We start from the raw sequence: 19,557 nt of genomic DNA on the forward strand, positions 1-19,557 counted from the left end.
TCAACTGTGGTTAGTGATCGTTAGCTGTGGTTAATGATAGTTGCTTTATCGGTGGCCCAGATGTGCGACATCTTGGGCCAACATTTTTTATCCCTCCGTTTTATCCCTCAGAGGCAGAACGAATTATTTTTGCCAAACGAGCCACCAGTTGATCAGTTTCTGTCTCCAACGTCAGATTGGTAAACCCCATCAACAAACCATTCTCTCGTTCATCGCGTTTGACTCTCTGCGCCAATCCCCAGTCAGATAGTGCTTGAATCGCCAATCCCTGACGTTGTGCTTCAGCAGCAATCTCCTTGTCAACAAACTGGTTGTCCAACCGAGCCAATAGCTGAATGCCCCCTGATTGGCGCTCAACCTCAACGATCCCCGCAAGCTGGCACATTAAGCTGGTCGATAACCGCTCGCGACGCTCAGCATATAAGTGGCGCATACGCTTAAGGTGACGATAAAAATGCCCCTGATTCATAAATTCCGCCACGCTGGCTTGTATTAGCGGTGGACAAGCACAGGTTCGCAGCTGACAGCGGTGATTAAAAATCGCCACCAGCTCGGGTGGAACCACCAGATAGGCCAATCGCAACGCTGGAAACATTACCTTGCTGAATGTCCCGGCATAGAGCACTCGCCCTTGCCTATCCATACTTTTCAGCGGAGGCAGCGGCCGCCCCTGATAGCGAAACTCACTGTCATAATCATCCTCGATGATCCAAGATTGCTGTTGTTCCGCCCAATCCAATAGTGCTATACGCCGTACTAAGCTCAGCGCAACACCTAAGGGGCTTTGATGGGCTGGCGTGACAATGGCAAAACGCGCGTGCGGGCAAGACTGAATAGCAGCAGCCACATCCATCCCTTCGTCATCCACCTTTACCGGATACGGGATCAAGCCAGCCTCGCGGATCAAAGGTTCAGTGGCAGGATAGCCCGGGTCTTCTAGCCAACCGCAATCACCTGGTTTGAGTAAAGTGCTCACCACCAAATCCAGTAATGATTGATAACCGGCGCAAATAAAGACTTGCTCAGGCTGACAACTGAATCCCCGAGAAAGTTGTAAATAGTGGGCGATAGATTCACGTAAGGCGGGTAATCCGGTGACAGGTGGATGCCCCAGAGATGCCGCGGTCATATTGTGCAACTGCTTAGCCATCATTCGCCCCCATTGCGCGCGAGGGAAAGCATCCAATGCAGGTAGCCCTAACTGAAACGGCAGCGCCATCATACGATTAGCCGATAGCGCGTTGTTAACGGCTATCGGTGGGCAATTATCCACGACACTGTTCAATGGCAATAAAGGGACATCAATGAGCTGGGGCGATACGTAAGTTCCCCCCTGCCCTCGACTCTGCAAATACCCCTCAGCAATCAACTGGGCATAGGCATTTTCTACCGTCCCTCGCGCCACCCCCACTTCACTGGCCAATGCGCGCACCGATGGCACCCGCGTATCAGGTAACAATGCGCCCTGAACAATGGCATCTTTAATACGTTGATAAATCTGGCGATAAACCGGTTCGTTTTGGTGACGATCCAAGTTCAATAGGCGCGATAACACCTTCATCATGCCCCACTAAAATAAGTCATTTATGGCCCTACAGTATAGGCCATGGTGTTGCTAAAGTAGCGACCTGTTTCGCAGCAAATCTCACAGGTAAATATCATGGTCAAGCAACGTCTTTATTTCTCCGAACTCTCTCCAGTGACCTACAAAGCATTGGTAAATACATCCCTGACGCTCGATAAAAGTTCGTTGCCAAAAGCAATGATAGAAATGATCTTCATGCGGGTTTCACAGATCAACGGCTGTGCGTTCTGCCTCAATATGCACGGTAAATTCCTGCGTGAGAGTGGCTTTGATGACGCTAAAATGGACACCATCGCGGGGTGGCGGTTAAGCCATGCCTTCAGTGAAGCGGAGCGAGCAGCATTGGATTGGGCAGAAGCCGTGACAAATATCACCACCAGCGGTACACCTGACAACATTTTCGAGGCGTTAAAAGCGCATTTTACCGATGTTGAAATTTCTGATTTAACTTTCGCCATCAGTATCATGAATGCTTTTAACCGCTTAGCGGTTAGCCTGCGTCAGTGAGAAACTCCTCCCGCCACTATTTTGTAGTAAGAATAATTCCGCATTAAAAATATTTTTAGCCTGCTCATTATGACTCATCTCGGCTGTCAGCCCCGTGCTGGCAGCCTCGCCACAATACAACTCATAAATTGCACACAAATAACTACATGTAGTGTGGTTGAATTAAATAAATACTAGATATAGTATTTATTCATCACCTACGGAAATAAAACTGTGGATGATTATCAGGGGCCGGTCGTCATGACACACCAACAACCGCCTAATTACGCCTTTCCTCAATGCAAAAGGTAAATGCGAATCATGAGCATTATTATTTACAGCAAACCCGATTGTGTCCAGTGCAATGCCACCTACCGCGCCTTAGATAAGCAAGGGATTACTTATCAGGTAGTTGATTTAACAGAAGATTCTCAAGCATTAAATCATGTTAAATCACTGGGCTATCAGCAAGTTCCTGTGATTATTACCCATGACGACCATTGGTCTGGTTTTCGCCCCGACAAAATAAGCGCTCTGGCTCAAGCTGTCGGTGCTTAACGGGGACAATGGAATGAACCCGCTGGTCTATTTTTCCAGCTCTTCACAAAACACTCATCGTTTTGTCGAGAAACTGGCGCTCCCTGCGATGCGCATCCCCATCGCAGGTGCACGAGAAAAGTTACGGGTCGAGCAACCCTATATTTTGTTAGTACCCAGTTATGGCGGTGGTAGCCCGATAGGTGCTGTGCCGATTCAGGTTATTCGATTTCTTAATGATCCCCATAACCGTTCATTGATCCGCGGCGTTATTGCCGCGGGTAACACTAATTTTGGCGACGCCTATTGCTTGGCAGGGAAAATCATTTCCGAGAAGTGCCTGGTTCCTTATCTGTATCGCTTTGAACTACTGGGTACAGCAGAAGATGTGGCTAACGTGCGCAAGGGAGTAACTGAATTTTGGCAACGACAGAACTGAAAATCACCGATCCATCTAATAGTGAGCTGGACTATCACTCACTGAATGCGATGCTGAATCTCTATGACGCTGACGGGCGTATCCAGTTTGATAAAGACCGACTGGCGGCGCGGCAATACTTCTTGCAACACGTCAATCAAAACACCGTTTTCTTCCATAATTTACAGGAGAAACTTGATTATCTGGTGGAAGAGGAATATTACGAAAAAGAGGTGCTGGATCAGTATGATTTCAGCTTTATCAAGAGCCTATTCCAGCAGGCTTACAGCAAGAAATTTCGCTTCCCGACCTTCCTTGGCGCGTTTAAATATTACACCAGCTATACGCTAAAAACCTTTGATGGCAAACGCTATCTGGAACGTTATGAAGATCGTGTTTGCTTAGTCGCCCTGACACTGGCGGCCGGCAACCCGCAGCTTGCCCGAGAATTGGTTGAGGAAATCATCTCTGGCCGTTTCCAACCCGCGACCCCAACCTTCCTCAATTGCGGTAAAAAACAGCGTGGCGAGCTCGTTTCCTGCTTCTTGCTGCGCATGGAAGACAACATGGAGTCCATTGGCCGCTCGATAAATTCAGCGTTGCAATTATCCAAGCGAGGTGGCGGTGTTGCGTTTCTGCTGAGCAACATTCGTGAAGTCGGCGCACCTATCAAACGAATCGAAAATCAGTCATCCGGCGTTATTCCAATCATGAAAATGCTGGAAGATGCGTTCTCTTATGCCAACCAACTGGGTGCGCGCCAAGGTGCTGGAGCGGTCTATCTTCATGCCCACCATCCGGATATTTTACGCTTTCTCGATACCAAACGAGAAAACGCCGATGAAAAGGTCCGGATTAAAACCCTGTCACTGGGGGTGGTGATTCCTGATATCACGTTTGAACTGGCGAAGAATAATGAAGAAATGTACCTATTCTCGCCTTATGACGTCGAACAGGTTTATGGCATGCCGATGTCTGAAATCAGCATCAGCGAAAAATACCGTGAAATGGTCGATAACAAGCGCATTCGCAAAAGCAAAATAAAGGCTCGCGAATTCTTCCAGATCCTCGCAGAAATCCAGTTTGAATCCGGCTACCCCTATATGATGTTTGAAGACACAGTCAATCGTGCCAATCCGATTAAAGGCCGGATCAATATGAGCAACCTGTGCTCAGAAATATTGCAGGTAAATTCCCCTTCCGAATATAACGATGACCTTGGTTACCGCCACATTGGCAAAGATATCTCCTGTAATCTGGGTTCATTGAACATTGCCCACACCATGGATTCACCCGATTTTGGCAAATCCATTGAAACCGCGATCCGAGGGCTAACAGCAGTCTCAGATATGAGCAATATTCGCTCAGTGCCTTCTATTGATAAAGGCAATCAGGAATCCCATGCCATTGGTCTGGGGCAGATGAATCTGCACGGTTATCTAGCACGCGAACGCATGTTCTACGGTTCGGAAGAAGCGCTCGACTTCACCAATATGTACTTCTATACCGTGGTGTATCATGCCATCCGTGCCTCTAACTTGTTGGCGATAGAACGAGGTTGTCACTTTAAAGGTTTCGATGAATCAACCTATGCTTCGGGAAAATATTTCACTCAATATATCGAACAGCGCTGGCAGCCTAAAACCGCCAAAGTACAGGCACTCTTTTCCGACGCAGGTATTCATATTCCCGACCAACAAGATTGGGCGGCATTGCGCCAATCCGTGATGGCACATGGCATTTATAATCAGAATTTGCAGGCCGTTCCGCCGACTGGTTCGATTTCATACATCAACCATTCGACATCAAGCATTCACCCCATCGTCTCCCCGATTGAGATCCGCAAAGAAGGCAAAATTGGACGCGTCTATTATCCCGCGCCTTTTATGACTAACGATAACCTTGAATATTATCAAGACGCTTATCAAATTGGGCCGGAGAAGATCATCGACACCTATGCACAAGCGACCCAGCATGTTGATCAAGGGTTATCACTGACACTGTTTTTCCGCGATACCGCCACCACCCGCGATATTAATAAAGCGCAGATATATGCGTGGAAAAAAGGGATCAAAACGATTTATTACATTCGGTTGCGTCAGATGGCACTCGAAGGCACGGAAGTCGAAGGCTGTGTTTCCTGCTCGCTGTAAATTTTCCTGCTCGCTGTAAATAAACAGAATTGGGTTAATAAGGAAGTCTCTCTATGAACACAGTAAAACCAATCTCGCGTGTCAGCGCCATCAACTGGAATAAAATTGAAGACGATAAAGACTTAGAAGTCTGGAACCGTTTGACGGCAAATTTCTGGCTACCGGAGAAAGTCCCACTATCAAATGACATTCCCTCTTGGGCAACACTCACCCCGAATGAACAACAACTGACTATTCGTGTTTTTACTGGGCTAACATTGCTGGATACGATTCAAAATACATTAGGGGCACCCGCACTGATTAAAGATGCGATCACGCCTCACGAGGAAGCGGTATTCTCAAATATCAGCTTTATGGAAGCGGTGCATGCCCGTTCCTACAGCTCCATTTTCTCAACACTTTGCCTAACATCAGATGTCGATGATGCCTACCGCTGGAGCGAGGAGAATGGCCCACTGCAAAAGAAAGCCGATATTATTCTTCAGCATTACCATAATGATGACCCACTCAAGAAAAAAATTGCCAGTGTATTCTTGGAGTCATTCTTATTCTATTCGGGATTCTATTTACCAATGTATTGGTCTAGTAGAGCAAAGTTAACCAATACTGCCGATCTTATTCGCCTTATTATTCGCGACGAAGCGGTACATGGATATTATATTGGATATAAATTCCAAAAAGGTTTAGAGAAAGTTGATAATAACCGCCGGCAAGAAATAAAGAATTTCGCATTCGATCTGTTGCAAGACTTATATGATAATGAAGTCCGCTATACCGAAGACCTGTATGATAAAGTCGGCTGGACAGAAGATGTCAAAAAGTTCCTGCATTACAATGCCAATAAAGCATTAATGAATTTAGGCTATGAGGCCTTATTCCCATCAGGTCAGGCGGCGGTCAGCCCCGCGATTTTGGCTGCGTTATCCCCCAACGCGGACGAAAATCACGATTTCTTCTCCGGTTCTGGCTCCTCATATGTGATCGGTAAAGCGGTCAATACCGAAGACGAAGATTGGGATTTTTAAACTTTTTCATCTCGGTTTTCACCCTCATCATCTGGGTGTAAAAAATGGGCATCTAAGGCCAATAGGCAGCCGCTATGAGGTTGCCTATTTTTTCCGTTCATTACTTCCCTCTCCGCACCCCAAAAAACGATCGTCTCCCCACTCTTCTTTTGGCTGTCCAGAGCCCTCATTTAGCAGTGGAATCTGAAATTATTATCAGGCAATGCATTTAGCGACAGAGCAGAGTATAAGGGGAACTCAGCGCTTCTTTCTTGATGGAAAAAGGGTCTTATCCAAGCTGAAGACTAGGCTTTTCTTCGTGGCTAATGGGCACCTAAAATCAGGCGAAATATAATCATTAATAGTACGTAAAAATATTAATCCTATATGTTCGATATTCAACCCAATAACAACCTAATTATCGATAGGATTTATCGACAATATTAGTCGATTCACAACACCTAAAAAACCACAATATTAACGCATGTAAATTAACCCTTCTGGAAGATATATATAGCTGTCGTTATCGCGCTGAGTTTGATTATAAGAACATTGAGGGTTGTCTCAGATTCTCATTGTGTTAGGGTATATGGCGCTCTATTTTTTCATCAGGATAATATCGATCGAATAAATATAATTCAAAATTGACAGAGGAATACACCAGTTGCATGGCAATTAAACTCGAAGTAAAGAATCTATATAAAATATTTGGAGAACATCCCGAACGGGCTTTTAAGCTGCTTGAATCCGGTAAGAATAAAGAGCAGATATTTGCTAAAACAGGTTTGTCCGTTGGCGTTAAAGATGCCAATCTGGCCATTGAAGAAGGCGAGATATTCGTCATCATGGGGTTATCCGGATCGGGTAAATCCACCCTGGTACGCCTTCTCAATCGTCTGATAGAACCTACTCGTGGTGAAGTCCTCATCGATGGCGAAGATATTGCCAAAATATCTGATAGTGCACTGCGCACTGTTCGCCGTAATAAGATCAGTATGGTCTTCCAATCCTTTGCATTGATGCCTCATTTAAATGTGCTCGATAATACCGCATTCGGTATGGAGCTGGCTGGCGTTCCTCAACAGGAGCGTCATGAAAAAGCCATGGAAGCATTGCGCCAAGTCAGTCTGGATAATTACGCCCATTCTTATCCTGATGAACTCTCTGGTGGGATGCGTCAGCGCGTCGGTTTGGCCCGAGCCATGGCAAATAACCCTGATATCCTATTAATGGATGAAGCGTTTTCTGCGCTCGACCCATTAATTCGTACCGAGATGCAAGATGAGCTGGTCAAGTTACAGGCCAAACATCAAAGAACCATTGTGTTTATCTCTCATGATCTGGATGAAGCCATGCGCATTGGCGATCGTATTGCCATTATGCAGGGCGGTGAAGTAGTACAGGTCGGCACGCCGGATGAAATACTGAACAAACCGGCCAATGACTATGTGCGCACCTTCTTCCGTGGCGTTGACATTAGTCATGTCTTTAGCGCCAAGGATATTGCCCGTCGTCGCCCAGTATCTTTGATCCGTAAAACACCGGGTTTCGGCCCACGTTCAGCGTTAAAACTGCTGCAAGATGAAGACCGCGACTATGGCTATGTGCTGGAGCGCGGGCAGAAGTTTATTGGCGTGGTATCGATAGATTCACTGAAAAAAGCCTTGGCTGAGAACCAGTCGTTGGACAGCGCTTTGCTGGCTGATCCCGCACCGGTTCCCGCAGAGATGCCCCTCAGTGAGCTGATTTCTCTGGTCGCTCAAGCACCGTGCGCGGTGCCAGTCGTCGGTGAAGACAGCAGTTATATCGGTATTATTTCCAAAGCCATGCTGTTGCAGGCTCTGGATAAGGAGACGCCAAATGAGTGATCAAATCCAGGTCAATGACCAAACAGTCAATAACCCATGGGCGACCGATGCCGCTGCATCTACAGCATCGACGGTGACGGATACCCCCGCTCAGAGCCTGTCAGCCGCTGCTGACCCTTGGGGTGCGAGCATGGCGGAGGGTAGTCGTGCCGCGGGGAATGCAGGCCATGAGGTTGCCGCTCAGGCAGCGCAGGGCCAAATGAACAATACCGACTGGCTAAACAGCGCACCAACCGCAGCACCTGAACATTTCAGCCTGATGGACCCGTTCCATACCACATGGGTGCCATTAGACTCGTGGGTTACCCACGGTATTGATTGGGTCGTCATGCATTTTCGCCCACTGTTCCAAGGCATTCGAGTGCCCGTAGACTTTATCCTCAGTGGTTTTCAGCACTTACTACTGGGTATGCCTGCACCGGTAGCAATACTGGTTTTCGCCCTGATCGCTTGGCAGTTCTCCACCTTGGGTATGGGCGTCGCGACGCTCGTCTCACTGATTGCAATCGGCGCGATCGGCGCATGGTCACAAGCTATGGTGACACTGGCGCTGGTGCTGACTTCGCTGTTCTTTTGTATTCTTATCGGGCTACCGCTTGGGATATGGCTGGCGCGCAGCAATAATGCCGCGCGTATCATTCGGCCCTTGTTGGATGCCATGCAAACGACCCCTGCTTTCGTCTATCTGGTGCCAATCGTCATGCTATTTGGTATCGGTAACGTCCCAGGTGTCGTCGTCACCATCATCTTTGCCTTACCACCGATTGTCCGCCTGACTATTTTGGGCATTAAGCAAGTGCCGGAAGACCTTATCGAGGCAGCAGAGTCATTCGGTGCTAATCCGCGCCAGTTACTGTTTAAAGTACAGTTACCGCTGGCAATGCCCACCATTATGGCGGGTGTGAACCAAACACTCATGCTGGCGCTGTCGATGGTCGTTATCGCCTCGATGATTGCCGTTGGGGGATTAGGTCAGATGGTACTGCGCGGTATTGGTCGTTTGGATATGGGCCTAGCCGCGGTCGGTGGTGTCGGTATCGTCATTCTGGCGATTATCCTCGACCGCCTGACTCAATCATTAGGCCGCGATCGCCGCAGCAAAGGCGTTGGCCGCTGGTACACAACTGGCCCGATTGGGCTACTCACCAAACCATTTAAAAATACTCCGTAATTTTAAATATTCAGTCTTTTCAAATTATTGCACTAAATATGACACCCAAAGTCATTGGCGCTGCGTCGAGTTAGCCGCGCCAATAACGATGGGAATAAGGGGAAAATTATGCGCACGACAGGAATCTGGGCTTTGGCCCTTACCACACTGATCAGCACTCAGTTATCTGCCGCAGAATTACCAGGTAAAGGCATTACCGTCCAACCACTCCAAAGTACTATCTCGGAAGAAACCTTTCAGACCTCACTGGTCAATAAAGCCCTTGAGAAGCTCGGTTACGATGTCCAGCCAACCAAAGAAGTTGACTACAATGTCGCCTATGCGTCCATTGCGGCCGGTGATGCGACCTTTTTAGCCGTCAACTGGGAGCCGCTGCATAACGACCAATATGCTTCAGCCGGTGGCGACGCCAAATTTTATCGTCAAGGCAACTATATTGAAGGGCTAGCACAAGGCTATTTGATCGACAAAAAAACAGCCGATAAATACCACATCACCAATATTGAGCAGCTAAAAGATCCCAAAATTGCCAAGTTGTTTGATGCGAATAATGACGGTAAAGCTGACTTGACGGGTTGTAACCCAGGTTGGGGCTGCGAAGCACCGATTAACCACCAAATCAAAGCTTACGGCCTGAGCGACACCGTGGACCATAATCAGGGCAACTATGCTGCCATGATTGCCGATACCATCACCCGCTACAAAGAAGGTAAGCCAATCCTCTATTACACGTGGACGCCCTACTGGGTCAGTGATGTATTAGTGCCGGGCCGTGATGTCGTGTGGTTGCAGGTGCCGTTCTCTTCCCTGCCCGATAAGACTATCGACACGCAGCTTTCTAATGGCGCGAATTACGGCTTTCCGCCGAGTGTAATGCATATCGTCGCCAACAAAAAATGGGCTGAAGCCAACCCCGCAGCCGCGAAGCTGTTTTCTGTCATGAAATTGTCCATTAATGATGTGAATGCTCAGAACATGCGGATGCACGCCGGTGAATCATCAGATGCGGATATTGAGCGCCACGTGAACGGCTGGATTCAGGCTCATCAGGCCACCTTTGATGGCTGGGTGAATACCGCTGCGCAAGCGGGCAATGCAAAAATAACCCAGTAAATAGTGAGTTATCCCCAAATAACTTGGCGCTACAGTCAGGCGGCAAGTTTGCTGGGGATCGTTTGCCGAGGACTATTTGTAGATAATTGTTTGTAAATGATTACTTGTAGATGATTGCTAGCAGAGCTTTTTTACTGCGGAGGTTTTTTACAGCGAAGGTCTTTTTACAGTGGATAGAAACAACGAAGCCCTGAGTTATTGCTAACTCAGGGCTTCTGAATGTTGGCGGTGCGGACGGGACTCGAACCCGCGACCCCCGGCGTGACAGGCCGGTATTCTAACCGACTGAACTACCGCACCACGCTGCTGTTCCGGTTAAGAACGAGACGGATATTACGTATGGAAGGTAAAAACGTCAACACTTTTTCCAGCAAAATAAGCCATTTGCACAGATTTTCATCTAAGTGCTGTTTTATTCTGCGTTTGCCCCATCTTCTGATTCAAGCGGCATCCGCCACATACAGCTCCCCCCCTTTTTCATGACCAGATCAAGGCGCGACTCATGAGCCGCCAATTCATCATCGGCAGCATAAATAATTTTCAGTGCTGACGCTGGCCGAGTAATGCGCTGAATATCTTCTGAAGATTCATTCTGAGACTGATCGCCTTCCATCGAAAAAGAAAGCGATGTCTGGCCGCCAGTCATTGCCAGATAAACTTCTGACAGGATTTCGGCATCGAGTAATGCGCCGTGCAACGTTCGCTTGGTGTTATCTATCAGGTAGCGATCGCACAAGGCATCGAGGTTATTACGCTTGCCAGGGAACAGGCGACGTGCCATTAACAGGCTATCGGTGATGGTACAGAAGGTTTCCGTTTTCGGAATGTCCTGCTGCAACATACGGAACTCATGATCCATAAAGCCGATATCAAACGCCGCGTTATGGATGACTAATTCCGCGCCACGGATAAACTCGAGAAACTCAGGTGCGATATCAGCAAATGTGGGTTTATCTGCCAAAAATTCATCACTGATACCGTGCACGCCGTACGCCTCGGGATCAACCAGACGATCGGGTTTCACATACACATGGAAGTTTCTACCGGTAAGACGGCGGTTGATCACCTCTACAGCACCAATCTCAATAATCCGATGGCCTTCATAATGAACGCCCATCTTATTCATACCGGTGGTTTCAGTATCCAGAACAATCTGTCTGGTGGGTGTAACGATCATATTGCCAGTGCTCATAGCGCTCGTTTATGTCAGACTTAACGTTTAAACAGATAGGAAGAGTCTACCAGAGATGACTAAGCAGGTAGAGATTTTCACCGACGGATCTTGCCTTGGCAATCCCGGGCCCGGTGGTTATGGCGCAATTTTGCGTTACAAACAGCATGAAAAAACCTTTAGCGCGGGTTACCGCCTGACCACGAATAACCGCATGGAGCTTATGGCGGCCATCGTGGCGCTTGAGGCACTCACCTCACCTTGCGAAGTCACACTGAGCACCGACAGCCAGTACGTGCGTCAAGGTATTACACAATGGATCCACAACTGGAAGAAACGCGGTTGGAAAACAGCAGATCGTAAACCGGTGCGCAATGTCGATTTATGGCAGCGTCTGGATAACGCTATCCAAACTCACACCGTGCAATGGGAATGGGTAAAAGGCCACGCCGGCCACCCAGAAAACGAACGCTGCGATGAGCTTGCACGCCAAGGCGCTAACGCCCCGACGTTAGAAGATACTGGCTATATTCCTAATTAATCGATTGCCGTCTTCAAGGTCGATCACGATAACTTTTAGTGGCACCCACTGCACGGCTGAACCAAGGCTTACGCGCGCCAAATTTCATCGGGTTAAAAGTCAGTGGAATGGTCCGCTTGCGGGCAACAATCAAGCTAACACAGCCTAACGCAGGTAAATGGGTGCTGATAAAGCGCCCACCACCTTTATGCCAAGGCAAAACGTGAAAGCGTGATAAATACATGACTTCGTAATTCAATAAACTCAACCAATCCAACAAACGCATCTGGGTAAACATACGGCTAACATAAGGCTGCTGTTGGCGTAATAGCGGGACCAGCTTTCCTGCACCCAATAGGCTCATCGGATTAAAATTACTGATAACCAACCAACCATCATCGATAAGCACCCGATCGACCTCACGTAAAATACGGTGTGGATCAGCGGAATAGGCTAAAGTGTGGGACAACAAACAGGCATCGACTGATTTCTCGGCAAAGGGTAACTGGTACGCACTAGCAAGTACCTGCATATTTTGGCCTGCTTCTGCGACATTAACCTGATGAGATATTGCGCATGTATCACTGGCGATTTCAGCGCTTAAATGGCCTATTTTCAGTAGATGAAAACCAAAGAATTTGGGCCACCAAGGTTGTAACTGTTGCTCAATCGCCGCGCGATAATACTCTCCCCAAGGTAATTCAGCCCAGGATGCGGGCGCATCTATCTTTCGGCGTGTTTGCGCTGGTTTCATATTTCTACCCGATGGATGTCAAAGTGCGGGAAAGACAAGCAAGAGACGAATGAGCCAGAAGCCAATTTGAACACTGCTTGACGGGTATATTATCTTATTCAATTAGTTGTCGACAAAAGAGGTATCCAATGAATCTTATCAGTATTCCAGCATTTCAAGACAATTACATTTGGCTTTTAGCAAACCCGCAAAAACACTGCATTATCGTTGATCCAGGAGAATCTGCTCCAGTATTAACCGCACTAAGCCATGGCCAATACACACCTCAGGCCATATTACTCACTCATCACCATCATGATCACGTGGGGGGTGTGGCTGATTTACGTCACCATCTCCCCGATATTCCGGTCTATGGTCCGCAAGAAACAGCGAACAAAGGTGCCACCATTATTGTAAATGGGGGTGATAACCTGACTATTGGCGACCAAAACTACCACGTTTTTGCCGTTCCCGGTCATACCCTCGGACACATCGCATACTACAGCAGACCTTATCTTTTCTGTGGTGATACGCTTTTTTCTGCTGGCTGTGGCAGGTTGTTTGAAGGCACTCCTGAGCAAATGTACACGTCAATTCAACAGCTCGCGCAACTCCCAGATGAAACCTTAATTTGCAGCGCGCATGAATACACTCTCGCAAATCTTAAGTTTGCCCGTTCTATCTTGCCTTCAGATCAAGAGATAGCAACATATCAACAGGAAATCATGCAATTACGGGCAAAAAACCTACCTAGCCTACCGGTAAAATTGCATTTAGAACGTAAAATTAATGTTTTTTTACGCTGCAATGACATTGATTTACAAAGAGAAATAGGCGTAAGCTCGCCACCAAGCTCGCTTGCCTCAGTTTTTTCCGAATTACGTGCCCGGAAAGACCGCTTCTAAGCTTTTTGTTGTGTTTTTTGTCGAAGCAAAGTATGATTGCTCGTCTTTTAAGCAACTACATTGACACACACATGAAGACCAAAGCGATAATACTCGCCTCAGTCTTGCTTGTTGGGTGCCAGACGTCCAAGCAGGATGTGAAGGCACCAGAACAGCATGCACAGAGTTTGTCTTCGGCAGGTCAAGAAAGTGAAGCAGGAAAGTACACAGATAGTGCCCGAGTGGGTAGCGCGCGATGGCTGGATAGTGAAAGTAGCCTCGCGCAGCAAGATTTGTGGAACTTCATTAGCGACGAGCTGAAGATGAAGGTTCCGGAAAATTCCCGGATCCGTGAACAGAAGCAAAAATACTTAAAAAATAAGAGCTATCTCCACGATGTAACATTACGGGCAGAGCCGTACATGTACCTGATAGTCGAGCAGATTAAGAAACGTAAGATGCCGATGGAGCTGGTACTGCTACCCATAGTGGAGAGCGCTTTTGACCCACACGCGACATCATCCGCCAACGCCGCAGGGCTATGGCAGATAGTGCCGAGTACAGGTCGAAATTATGGCTTAAAACAGAACCAATGGTATGACGGCCGCAGAGATGTGGTTGCTTCTACCAAAGCAGCGCTTGATATGATGGAGCGCCTGAACAAAATGTTTGACGGTGACTGGTTGTTAACAGTCGCTGCATATAACAGCGGTGAAGGCAGAGTCATGCAAGCGGTGAAAGCCAATAAGGCTAAGGGTAAACCGACGAATTTTTGGGCTTTGTCGCTTCCACGTGAAACGTCAATTTATGTTCCAAAAATGCTGGCCTTGGGTGATTTAATCAAGAACAGCAAAAAGTATGGTTTAGCCTTACCTGAAACCGACAAAGACCGTGCACTTGCCCGTGTTGATGTTGGTCAGCAGATACAGCTAACTCAGGCGGCTGAGATGGCGGGGATGTCACTGACAAAGTTGAAATCCTTTAATTCTGGGTATAAGCGCAATGTAACAGCACCTGATGGTCATGGTCCTCGTTATATTATGTTGCCGAAAGCCCATGCTGAGCAGCTTAAAGATTCATTGGCAGATACTGATATTGCCGCAGTTCAACCCACTAAACTGGCGCAGAACAGCACAAAATCAGCATCAAGTTCGCAGTATAAAGTTCGCTCTGGCGATACTTTATCTACGATAGCCAAGCGGTTGAATATCAAGACCAGCGATTTGCAGAGTTGGAACAACTTACGTGCCAAGAGTACCTTAAAAGTTGGGCAAACCCTGCAACTGGCAAGCAATACAACCAGCAACAGCATCACCTATCAAGTCCGTAAGGGTGATTCATTTGCCAGTATTGCCAAGCGTCACGGTGTAGACACCAATGATGTGATGCGATGGAATTCGGTAGTCAGCAAAGCTAATAATTTACAACCAGGCTTAAAATTGACGTTATTCGTTAACGGCAAATCGACCCCGGATACGTAGAGCTAGAATCGCGATTAATGCTGTTAAAAAGCACCCTTCGGGGTGCTTTTTTTATGGTTCGAATTCGACTAAAAGTGGGTTATGGTCAGAGGCCCGAGTCACTAACACAGAGGCATCAGCCAGCGTGAGCCCCCGATAAAACACAAAATCAAGTGGCCGCCCAAATGCTCGGCTGCGATTATCCGCTAGGAACTTAACTTCCTCCAGCCCTACCCCTTGAGCGAAACGCTGCAACGCATTCACTCGTTGACGACTCCAAGCATTGAAATCCCCAGCCAAAATAACGGGACCACGATGCATGGCGATTTGCTCGCCGATCGGCTCAAGTTGCTTACTATAGACATCAACACCAAGACTGAAATTTACCGCGTGAATGTTTACGACCATCAATAAGCGACCATCATGAATGGGATAGACCGTGACTAATGCCGATTTAGACAAGCGTAGTAATGGCTCTCTCTCACGTAATGGACAGCAGTAGACTGGGTGAGTCGCGGCTAAGGTCATCACACCAGAAGGATGCTGAGGCAACGCAAAAGCAGGAACTTGGTCTGCGGCCTGATAGTGAGACGTAGCAAACCTCACCAGCTCGGGTGTTGTTTGTGCTTCTTGCAGTAACATCAGTTGAGCATCACGTCCGAACTCTTTAAGCACAGACAGCCATTCGGCTCGCTGCTGTTTAAAGATATTCCACACCATCACTCGTAGAAATTCAGATGTCGGTAATGGTGCCCCTGGCGGTAGCCCCTGCCCCAACTGTTTTGCTGAGCCTGGGAATATCTGTTCAACCGGTTGACCTGCAACATACCGCATTGCATATGTTCGTTTCGGCACTTTGGTGGTCTATTCCTTATTCAAAATCACGTTAGCTTTTGAAGTGACAACTGCTGATACTGCTCTGATTATACGCCCACTTTTTCCACCCAGTAATTTCTTTTACCCACCACATCGTGGCGTTCTCTGGATGAGCAAAGGTAGATCCAAGCTATGTCATTCATAATGCACTAATAAGCCGCCAATTGATAAAAAACCCGCAAAATGAGCAAGAGTCTATTTCTATCTCCCCCTCTAACATGGCGATACTTGATTTTTAATCAAAAGTATTATGTCTAATATCACGTTTTTTGCTGATAACTCACTTGTCATAATTCATTCAGTTTTTCATCGGACGGGTATTGCTTAGCGCGATCTCTGGTCGAGAGAAAATTATTCATTGTCTCTGAAACCAAACAACTATTCGCAAAACAAGGAACTATGATGAGCATACCTGTATTTGGCCTAGGAACTTTTCGCCTTCAAGACCAAGTTGCTATCGATTCGGTAAGCCAAGCCTTGAAGTTGGGCTATCGTGCTATTGATACCGCTCAAATCTATGAAAATGAAGCTGCCGTCGGCAATGCTATCGCACAAAGTGGTATCAAACGTAGTGAGTTATTTATCACAACTAAAATCTGGATTGCTAATTTGGCGCAAGGAAAATTGATTCCTAGCCTGCAAGAGAGCTTACAGAAGCTAAAAACAGACTATGTTGACTTAGCATTAATTCACTGGCCTTCACCGAATGATGAAGTTTCTGTTACTGAATTTATGACTGAGTTAATGGAAGCTAAAGCATTAGGGTTAACACGCCAGATTGGCATTTCCAATTTCACCATCGATTTGATGAAACAGGCCATCGCGGCAATAGGCAAAGAAGCAATAGCGACCAACCAGATCGAACTCTCTCCGTTACTGCAAAATAGAAAAGTGGTTGAGTTTGCAAAAGAAAATGATATTTCAATCACTTCTTACATGACTCTAGCTTACGGCAAAGCCTTAGATGAACCTATCATCAACGCCATTGCAAAGCAGCATGATGCCACACCCGCACAGGTTATTTTAAGTTGGGCAATGCAGTTAGGTTATAGTGTTATCCCGTCATCAACCAAAGTGAATAATTTGGCTAGTAACTTGTTGGCGCAAACTTTACACCTTAGTGCTGAGGATATGGCGTTAATTGCAACGCTGGACCGTGGGGAACGGCTGGTTAGCCCAGAAGGACTAGCCCCTCAGTGGGATGTATAGCTTTCAACATGATCATTCGACCACCTCATACGAGGTGGTTTTTATTTAGTTTTGATTACCGGAGATAGGCGTTCATTTATGAAATCAATAAAGCAACGCAGACGATTACTCACAGCTTGATCACTGTAATACACAGCATTAATGGGCATCGCCACGGGCAAGGTATGCTCTGCCAATACTGGAATCAAATCCCCGCGTTGTAGATCTTGCTGAACCATGAAATCCGATAAGCAAGCAATTCCATTTCCTTCAAGGCACAACTGCCGTTGAGTTTCACCATTGTTTGACGTGATATCTGACTTTATCTCATAGAGCTGACCATCAGAGTCAGCCAATGGCCAGCGATTAAATGTCGGTAAATCATTAAATCCCAAACAAACATGATGCTGTAAGTCTACTACCGTCTGTGGAGTTCCATGCTGTTGGAGGTATGCAGGTGAGGCTAGAATATGGCGATAACTGGTCATTAGCTTCCTAGCTCGCAAAGTTGAATCTTGTAATGTACCTACCCTGATAGCGATATCGACTTTTCGCTCAATAAGATTAATAAAAGTCTCAGATGATACCAACGATAGAGTGACCAAAGGGTAACGTTGGCGAAACTCGGCTATTAATGGCGCCAAAATGTGTAATACCACAGGTGTAGAGGCATCAATACGTAATAGCCCTTTAGGATTCAATTGGTTATCTAATATTTAATTCTCTGCTGTCGCCATGTCTCGCAAGATACTTTGTACACGTCGAAAATAGTGCTCACCTTCGTGAGTCAAACTGATTTGTCGGGTTGTACGGTTTAGCAACGTCACACCAAGTTTACTCTCCAACTTTTTGACGGTACGGCTCACAACCGAATTTGCTTGTTCCAGTTGCTCTGCAGCACGACTAAAACTGCCGCATTCTACAACGGTGACAAAGGTCATCAATTCATCTGAGTTAGCTTTCATTATTGCCACTCCAGCAAAAATATTTTGATATTTTAAGCATTTTTGTCATTTAACCATGAGCAGATAATGGCCGCTATTAACTTGACTTATTTTGGAGTAAATAATGCCATTTGCTTTACTGGCACTGACCATCAGTGCATTCGCTATTGGAACCACAGAGTTTGTCATCATTGGGCTAGTACCGACTATTGCTGAACAATTAGGGGTTTCTATCCCTTCTGCTGGCTTATTAGTTTCAATCTATGCACTGGGTGTTGCTATCGGTGCTCCCGTATTAACGGCATTAACAGGGCGTATCCCACGTAAGATGCTATTGGTTGGATTAATGGTGTTATTCACCTTAGGCAACTTACTCGCATGGCAATCGCCAGGTTATGAATCATTAGTCTTTGCGCGTTTATTGACGGGTTTAGCCCATGGTGTATTTTTCTCAATCGGATCAACAATTGCCACTAGCCTAGTTCCTAAAGAGAAAGCCGCCTCAGCGATTGCCATTATGTTTGGGGGATTGACAGTAGCATTGGTGACGGGGGTTCCACTCGGAACATTTATTGGTCAGCATTTCGGCTGGAGAGAAACCTTCTTGGCCGTCTCCTTGATTGGTACTGTTGCTATTCTTGCCAGTGCCATTCTAGTGCCCAACAATATCCCGAATAAATCCACTGCCAGTATCAAGCAACAATTACAGGTATTCACTCACCCACGTTTGTTACTGATATATGCCATTACCACGTTGGGATACGGCGGGTTCTTCACCATGTTTACTTTTTTGGCTCCCGTCATGCAAGAACTCGCTGGGTTCTCAACAAGCGCTGTAAGTTGGATCTTATTGGCGTATGGCATATCAGTGGTCATTGGTAATATCTGGGGAGGAAAATTAGCAGATCGCCATGGTGCGGTACCGGCTTTAAGTTTTATTTTTGCCGCATTGGCAGCTTTGTTATTCATTTTCCAACTCAGTGCCAACAACAGTATTGCCGCATTAATTACGCTGCTGATTATGGGGATTTTTGCCTTTGGCAATGTCCCCGGCTTACAGGTCTATGTCGTCCAGAAAGCTGAAGAATATGCGCCACATGCTGTTGATGTTGCTTCCGGCTTGAATATCGCGGCATTCAACGTAGGTATTGCCTTAGGATCAATCATTGGCGGTCAGGCTGTCAGTAGTGTTGGGTTAGCCCAAACCCCATGGATCGGTGGTGTGATCGTGATAGTAGCCCTGCTATTGGTTGTATTAAGCGGGAAGCTAGATAAAAAACACCAACGTCAACTGGCCCTCAGCCAGCCCTGATGGCTCTAGACTGAGTCATCGGAGTTCGCTAGTAATCTGAGGTAACTTATTAAGGAGCCTCATTTTTCTGGATTGGTTTTGATAGTAAAAAAGCAAAAAAGGCCACCCGTTAGGGTAGCCTCTTTTGTTTATTT

The 19,557-nt window shown here is 46.8% G+C and carries 17 protein-coding genes, 1 tRNA gene and 1 pseudogene; 13 read left to right on the forward strand and 6 right to left on the reverse strand.

Annotated features, from left to right (window positions below; translation table 11 throughout):
• Positions 1 to 100 precede the first annotated feature (100 nt).
• Positions 101 to 1,564 carry a MocR-like pyridoxine biosynthesis transcription factor PdxR gene (gene pdxR, locus BN68_RS16510; protein ID WP_019212280.1) on the reverse strand — a complete coding sequence of 488 codons (1,464 nt, stop codon included), beginning with the start codon at positions 1,562 to 1,564 and terminating at the stop codon, positions 101 to 103.
• Positions 1,565 to 1,660: 96 nt separating this feature from the next.
• Here pdxR and BN68_RS16515 point away from each other — a divergent pair, with 96 nt between their 5' ends.
• The 8 genes from BN68_RS16515 (at position 1,661) to proX (ending at position 10,335) form a co-directional block, all read left to right on the forward strand.
• Complete coding sequence (locus tag BN68_RS16515) at positions 1,661 to 2,092, forward strand: carboxymuconolactone decarboxylase family protein (RefSeq protein WP_019212281.1); 432 nt, start codon at positions 1,661 to 1,663, stop codon at positions 2,090 to 2,092.
• A 300-nt stretch (positions 2,093 to 2,392) separates the two neighbouring features.
• The gene (gene nrdH, locus BN68_RS16520) at positions 2,393 to 2,629 is read left to right on the forward strand and encodes a glutaredoxin-like protein NrdH (RefSeq protein ID WP_019212282.1); all 237 of its coding nucleotides are present in this window, start codon (positions 2,393 to 2,395) and stop codon (positions 2,627 to 2,629) included.
• A gap of 13 nt (positions 2,630 to 2,642) precedes the next feature.
• Complete coding sequence (nrdI, locus tag BN68_RS16525) at positions 2,643 to 3,047, forward strand: class Ib ribonucleoside-diphosphate reductase assembly flavoprotein NrdI (protein ID WP_019212283.1); 405 nt, start codon at positions 2,643 to 2,645, stop codon at positions 3,045 to 3,047.
• Positions 3,029 to 5,179, forward strand: a complete 2,151-nt coding sequence (nrdE, locus tag BN68_RS16530) for a class 1b ribonucleoside-diphosphate reductase subunit alpha (RefSeq protein ID WP_019212284.1) — start codon at positions 3,029 to 3,031, stop codon at positions 5,177 to 5,179. The genes nrdI and nrdE overlap by 19 nt, the downstream gene beginning before the upstream one ends.
• 53 nt (positions 5,180 to 5,232) lie before the next feature.
• Positions 5,233 to 6,204, forward strand: coding sequence for a class 1b ribonucleoside-diphosphate reductase subunit beta (gene nrdF, locus BN68_RS16535; protein WP_019212285.1), 972 nt, complete (start codon positions 5,233 to 5,235; stop codon positions 6,202 to 6,204).
• Between the two features lie 647 nt (positions 6,205 to 6,851).
• Positions 6,852 to 8,051 (forward strand): glycine betaine/L-proline ABC transporter ATP-binding protein ProV, encoded by a 1,200-nt coding sequence (gene proV, locus BN68_RS16540; protein WP_019212287.1) that lies wholly within the window; start codon positions 6,852 to 6,854, stop codon positions 8,049 to 8,051.
• Complete coding sequence (gene proW, locus BN68_RS16545) at positions 8,044 to 9,222, forward strand: glycine betaine/L-proline ABC transporter permease ProW (RefSeq protein WP_019212288.1); 1,179 nt, start codon at positions 8,044 to 8,046, stop codon at positions 9,220 to 9,222. The genes proV and proW overlap by 8 nt, the downstream gene beginning before the upstream one ends.
• Positions 9,223 to 9,330: 108 nt before the next feature.
• Complete coding sequence (proX, locus tag BN68_RS16550) at positions 9,331 to 10,335, forward strand: glycine betaine/L-proline ABC transporter substrate-binding protein ProX (RefSeq protein WP_019212289.1); 1,005 nt, start codon at positions 9,331 to 9,333, stop codon at positions 10,333 to 10,335.
• 223 nt (positions 10,336 to 10,558) lie between these two features.
• Here proX and BN68_RS16555 read toward each other — a convergent pair.
• Together BN68_RS16555 and dnaQ are read right to left on the reverse strand one after the other, a co-directional pair.
• Positions 10,559 to 10,635, reverse strand: a tRNA-Asp gene (locus BN68_RS16555).
• A gap of 112 nt (positions 10,636 to 10,747) precedes the next feature.
• Complete coding sequence (dnaQ, locus tag BN68_RS16560) at positions 10,748 to 11,512, reverse strand: DNA polymerase III subunit epsilon (RefSeq protein ID WP_042806869.1); 765 nt, start codon at positions 11,510 to 11,512, stop codon at positions 10,748 to 10,750.
• 70 nt (positions 11,513 to 11,582) lie between these two features.
• On the opposite strand from dnaQ, the gene rnhA reads away from it, so the two are divergent.
• Positions 11,583 to 12,047: a ribonuclease HI gene (gene rnhA, locus BN68_RS16565; protein ID WP_019212290.1), complete on the forward strand. Its 465-nt coding sequence runs from the start codon at positions 11,583 to 11,585 to the stop codon at positions 12,045 to 12,047.
• A gap of 13 nt (positions 12,048 to 12,060) precedes the next feature.
• On the opposite strand, the gene BN68_RS16570 is transcribed toward rnhA, so the two are convergent.
• The gene (locus BN68_RS16570) at positions 12,061 to 12,780 is read right to left on the reverse strand and encodes a class I SAM-dependent methyltransferase (RefSeq protein ID WP_019212291.1); all 720 of its coding nucleotides are present in this window, start codon (positions 12,778 to 12,780) and stop codon (positions 12,061 to 12,063) included.
• 128 nt (positions 12,781 to 12,908) lie between these two features.
• Here BN68_RS16570 and gloB point away from each other — a divergent pair, with 128 nt between their 5' ends.
• Together gloB and mltD are read left to right on the forward strand one after the other, a co-directional pair.
• Positions 12,909 to 13,664 carry a hydroxyacylglutathione hydrolase gene (gene gloB / locus BN68_RS16575; protein ID WP_019212292.1) on the forward strand — a complete coding sequence of 252 codons (756 nt, stop codon included), beginning with the start codon at positions 12,909 to 12,911 and terminating at the stop codon, positions 13,662 to 13,664.
• A 71-nt stretch (positions 13,665 to 13,735) separates the two neighbouring features.
• Complete coding sequence (gene mltD / locus BN68_RS16580) at positions 13,736 to 15,124, forward strand: murein transglycosylase D (RefSeq protein WP_019212293.1); 1,389 nt, start codon at positions 13,736 to 13,738, stop codon at positions 15,122 to 15,124.
• Positions 15,125 to 15,175: 51 nt separating this feature from the next.
• Here the strand turns inward: mltD and BN68_RS16585 are convergent, their stop codons facing one another.
• Positions 15,176 to 15,958, reverse strand: a complete 783-nt coding sequence (locus BN68_RS16585; RefSeq protein ID WP_071822463.1) for an endonuclease/exonuclease/phosphatase family protein — start codon at positions 15,956 to 15,958, stop codon at positions 15,176 to 15,178.
• 423 nt (positions 15,959 to 16,381) lie between these two features.
• Between BN68_RS16585 and dkgB the strand changes: the two genes are divergently transcribed.
• Positions 16,382 to 17,188, forward strand: coding sequence for a 2,5-didehydrogluconate reductase DkgB (dkgB, locus tag BN68_RS16590; RefSeq protein ID WP_019212295.1), 807 nt, complete (start codon positions 16,382 to 16,384; stop codon positions 17,186 to 17,188).
• A gap of 41 nt (positions 17,189 to 17,229) precedes the next feature.
• Here the strand turns inward: dkgB and yafC are convergent.
• Positions 17,230 to 18,132 (reverse strand): annotated as a pseudogene (gene yafC, locus BN68_RS16595) (DNA-binding transcriptional regulator YafC).
• Positions 18,133 to 18,235: 103 nt separating this feature from the next.
• On the opposite strand from yafC, the gene BN68_RS16600 reads away from it, so the two are divergent.
• Positions 18,236 to 19,423 carry an MFS transporter gene (locus BN68_RS16600; RefSeq protein ID WP_019212296.1) on the forward strand — a complete coding sequence of 396 codons (1,188 nt, stop codon included), beginning with the start codon at positions 18,236 to 18,238 and terminating at the stop codon, positions 19,421 to 19,423.
• The last annotated feature ends 134 nt before the right edge of the window (positions 19,424 to 19,557 follow it).

This window comes from Yersinia massiliensis CCUG 53443, assembly GCF_000312485.1.
Classification (GTDB): Bacteria; Pseudomonadota; Gammaproteobacteria; order Enterobacterales; family Enterobacteriaceae; genus Yersinia; species Yersinia massiliensis.

What these genes read in the sequence shown, in the direction of transcription:
- pdxR (WP_019212280.1), bottom strand. Translation starts at nt 1,564, where the DNA reads ATGATGAAGGTGTTATCGCGCCTATTGAACTTGGATCGTCACCAAAAC.
- BN68_RS16515 (WP_019212281.1), top strand. Translation starts at nt 1,661, where the DNA reads ATGGTCAAGCAACGTCTTTATTTCTCCGAACTCTCTCCAGTGACCTAC.
- nrdH (WP_019212282.1), top strand. Translation starts at nt 2,393, where the DNA reads ATGAGCATTATTATTTACAGCAAACCCGATTGTGTCCAGTGCAATGCC.
- nrdI (WP_019212283.1), top strand. Translation starts at nt 2,643, where the DNA reads ATGAACCCGCTGGTCTATTTTTCCAGCTCTTCACAAAACACTCATCGT.
- nrdF (WP_019212285.1), top strand. Translation starts at nt 5,233, where the DNA reads ATGAACACAGTAAAACCAATCTCGCGTGTCAGCGCCATCAACTGGAAT.
- proV (WP_019212287.1), top strand. Translation starts at nt 6,852, where the DNA reads ATGGCAATTAAACTCGAAGTAAAGAATCTATATAAAATATTTGGAGAA.
- proW (WP_019212288.1), top strand. Translation starts at nt 8,044, where the DNA reads ATGAGTGATCAAATCCAGGTCAATGACCAAACAGTCAATAACCCATGG.
- proX (WP_019212289.1), top strand. Translation starts at nt 9,331, where the DNA reads ATGCGCACGACAGGAATCTGGGCTTTGGCCCTTACCACACTGATCAGC.
- dnaQ (WP_042806869.1), bottom strand. Translation starts at nt 11,512, where the DNA reads ATGATCGTTACACCCACCAGACAGATTGTTCTGGATACTGAAACCACC.
- rnhA (WP_019212290.1), top strand. Translation starts at nt 11,583, where the DNA reads ATGACTAAGCAGGTAGAGATTTTCACCGACGGATCTTGCCTTGGCAAT.
- BN68_RS16570 (WP_019212291.1), bottom strand. Translation starts at nt 12,780, where the DNA reads ATGAAACCAGCGCAAACACGCCGAAAGATAGATGCGCCCGCATCCTGG.
- gloB (WP_019212292.1), top strand. Translation starts at nt 12,909, where the DNA reads ATGAATCTTATCAGTATTCCAGCATTTCAAGACAATTACATTTGGCTT.
- mltD (WP_019212293.1), top strand. Translation starts at nt 13,736, where the DNA reads ATGAAGACCAAAGCGATAATACTCGCCTCAGTCTTGCTTGTTGGGTGC.
- dkgB (WP_019212295.1), top strand. Translation starts at nt 16,382, where the DNA reads ATGAGCATACCTGTATTTGGCCTAGGAACTTTTCGCCTTCAAGACCAA.
- BN68_RS16600 (WP_019212296.1), top strand. Translation starts at nt 18,236, where the DNA reads ATGCCATTTGCTTTACTGGCACTGACCATCAGTGCATTCGCTATTGGA.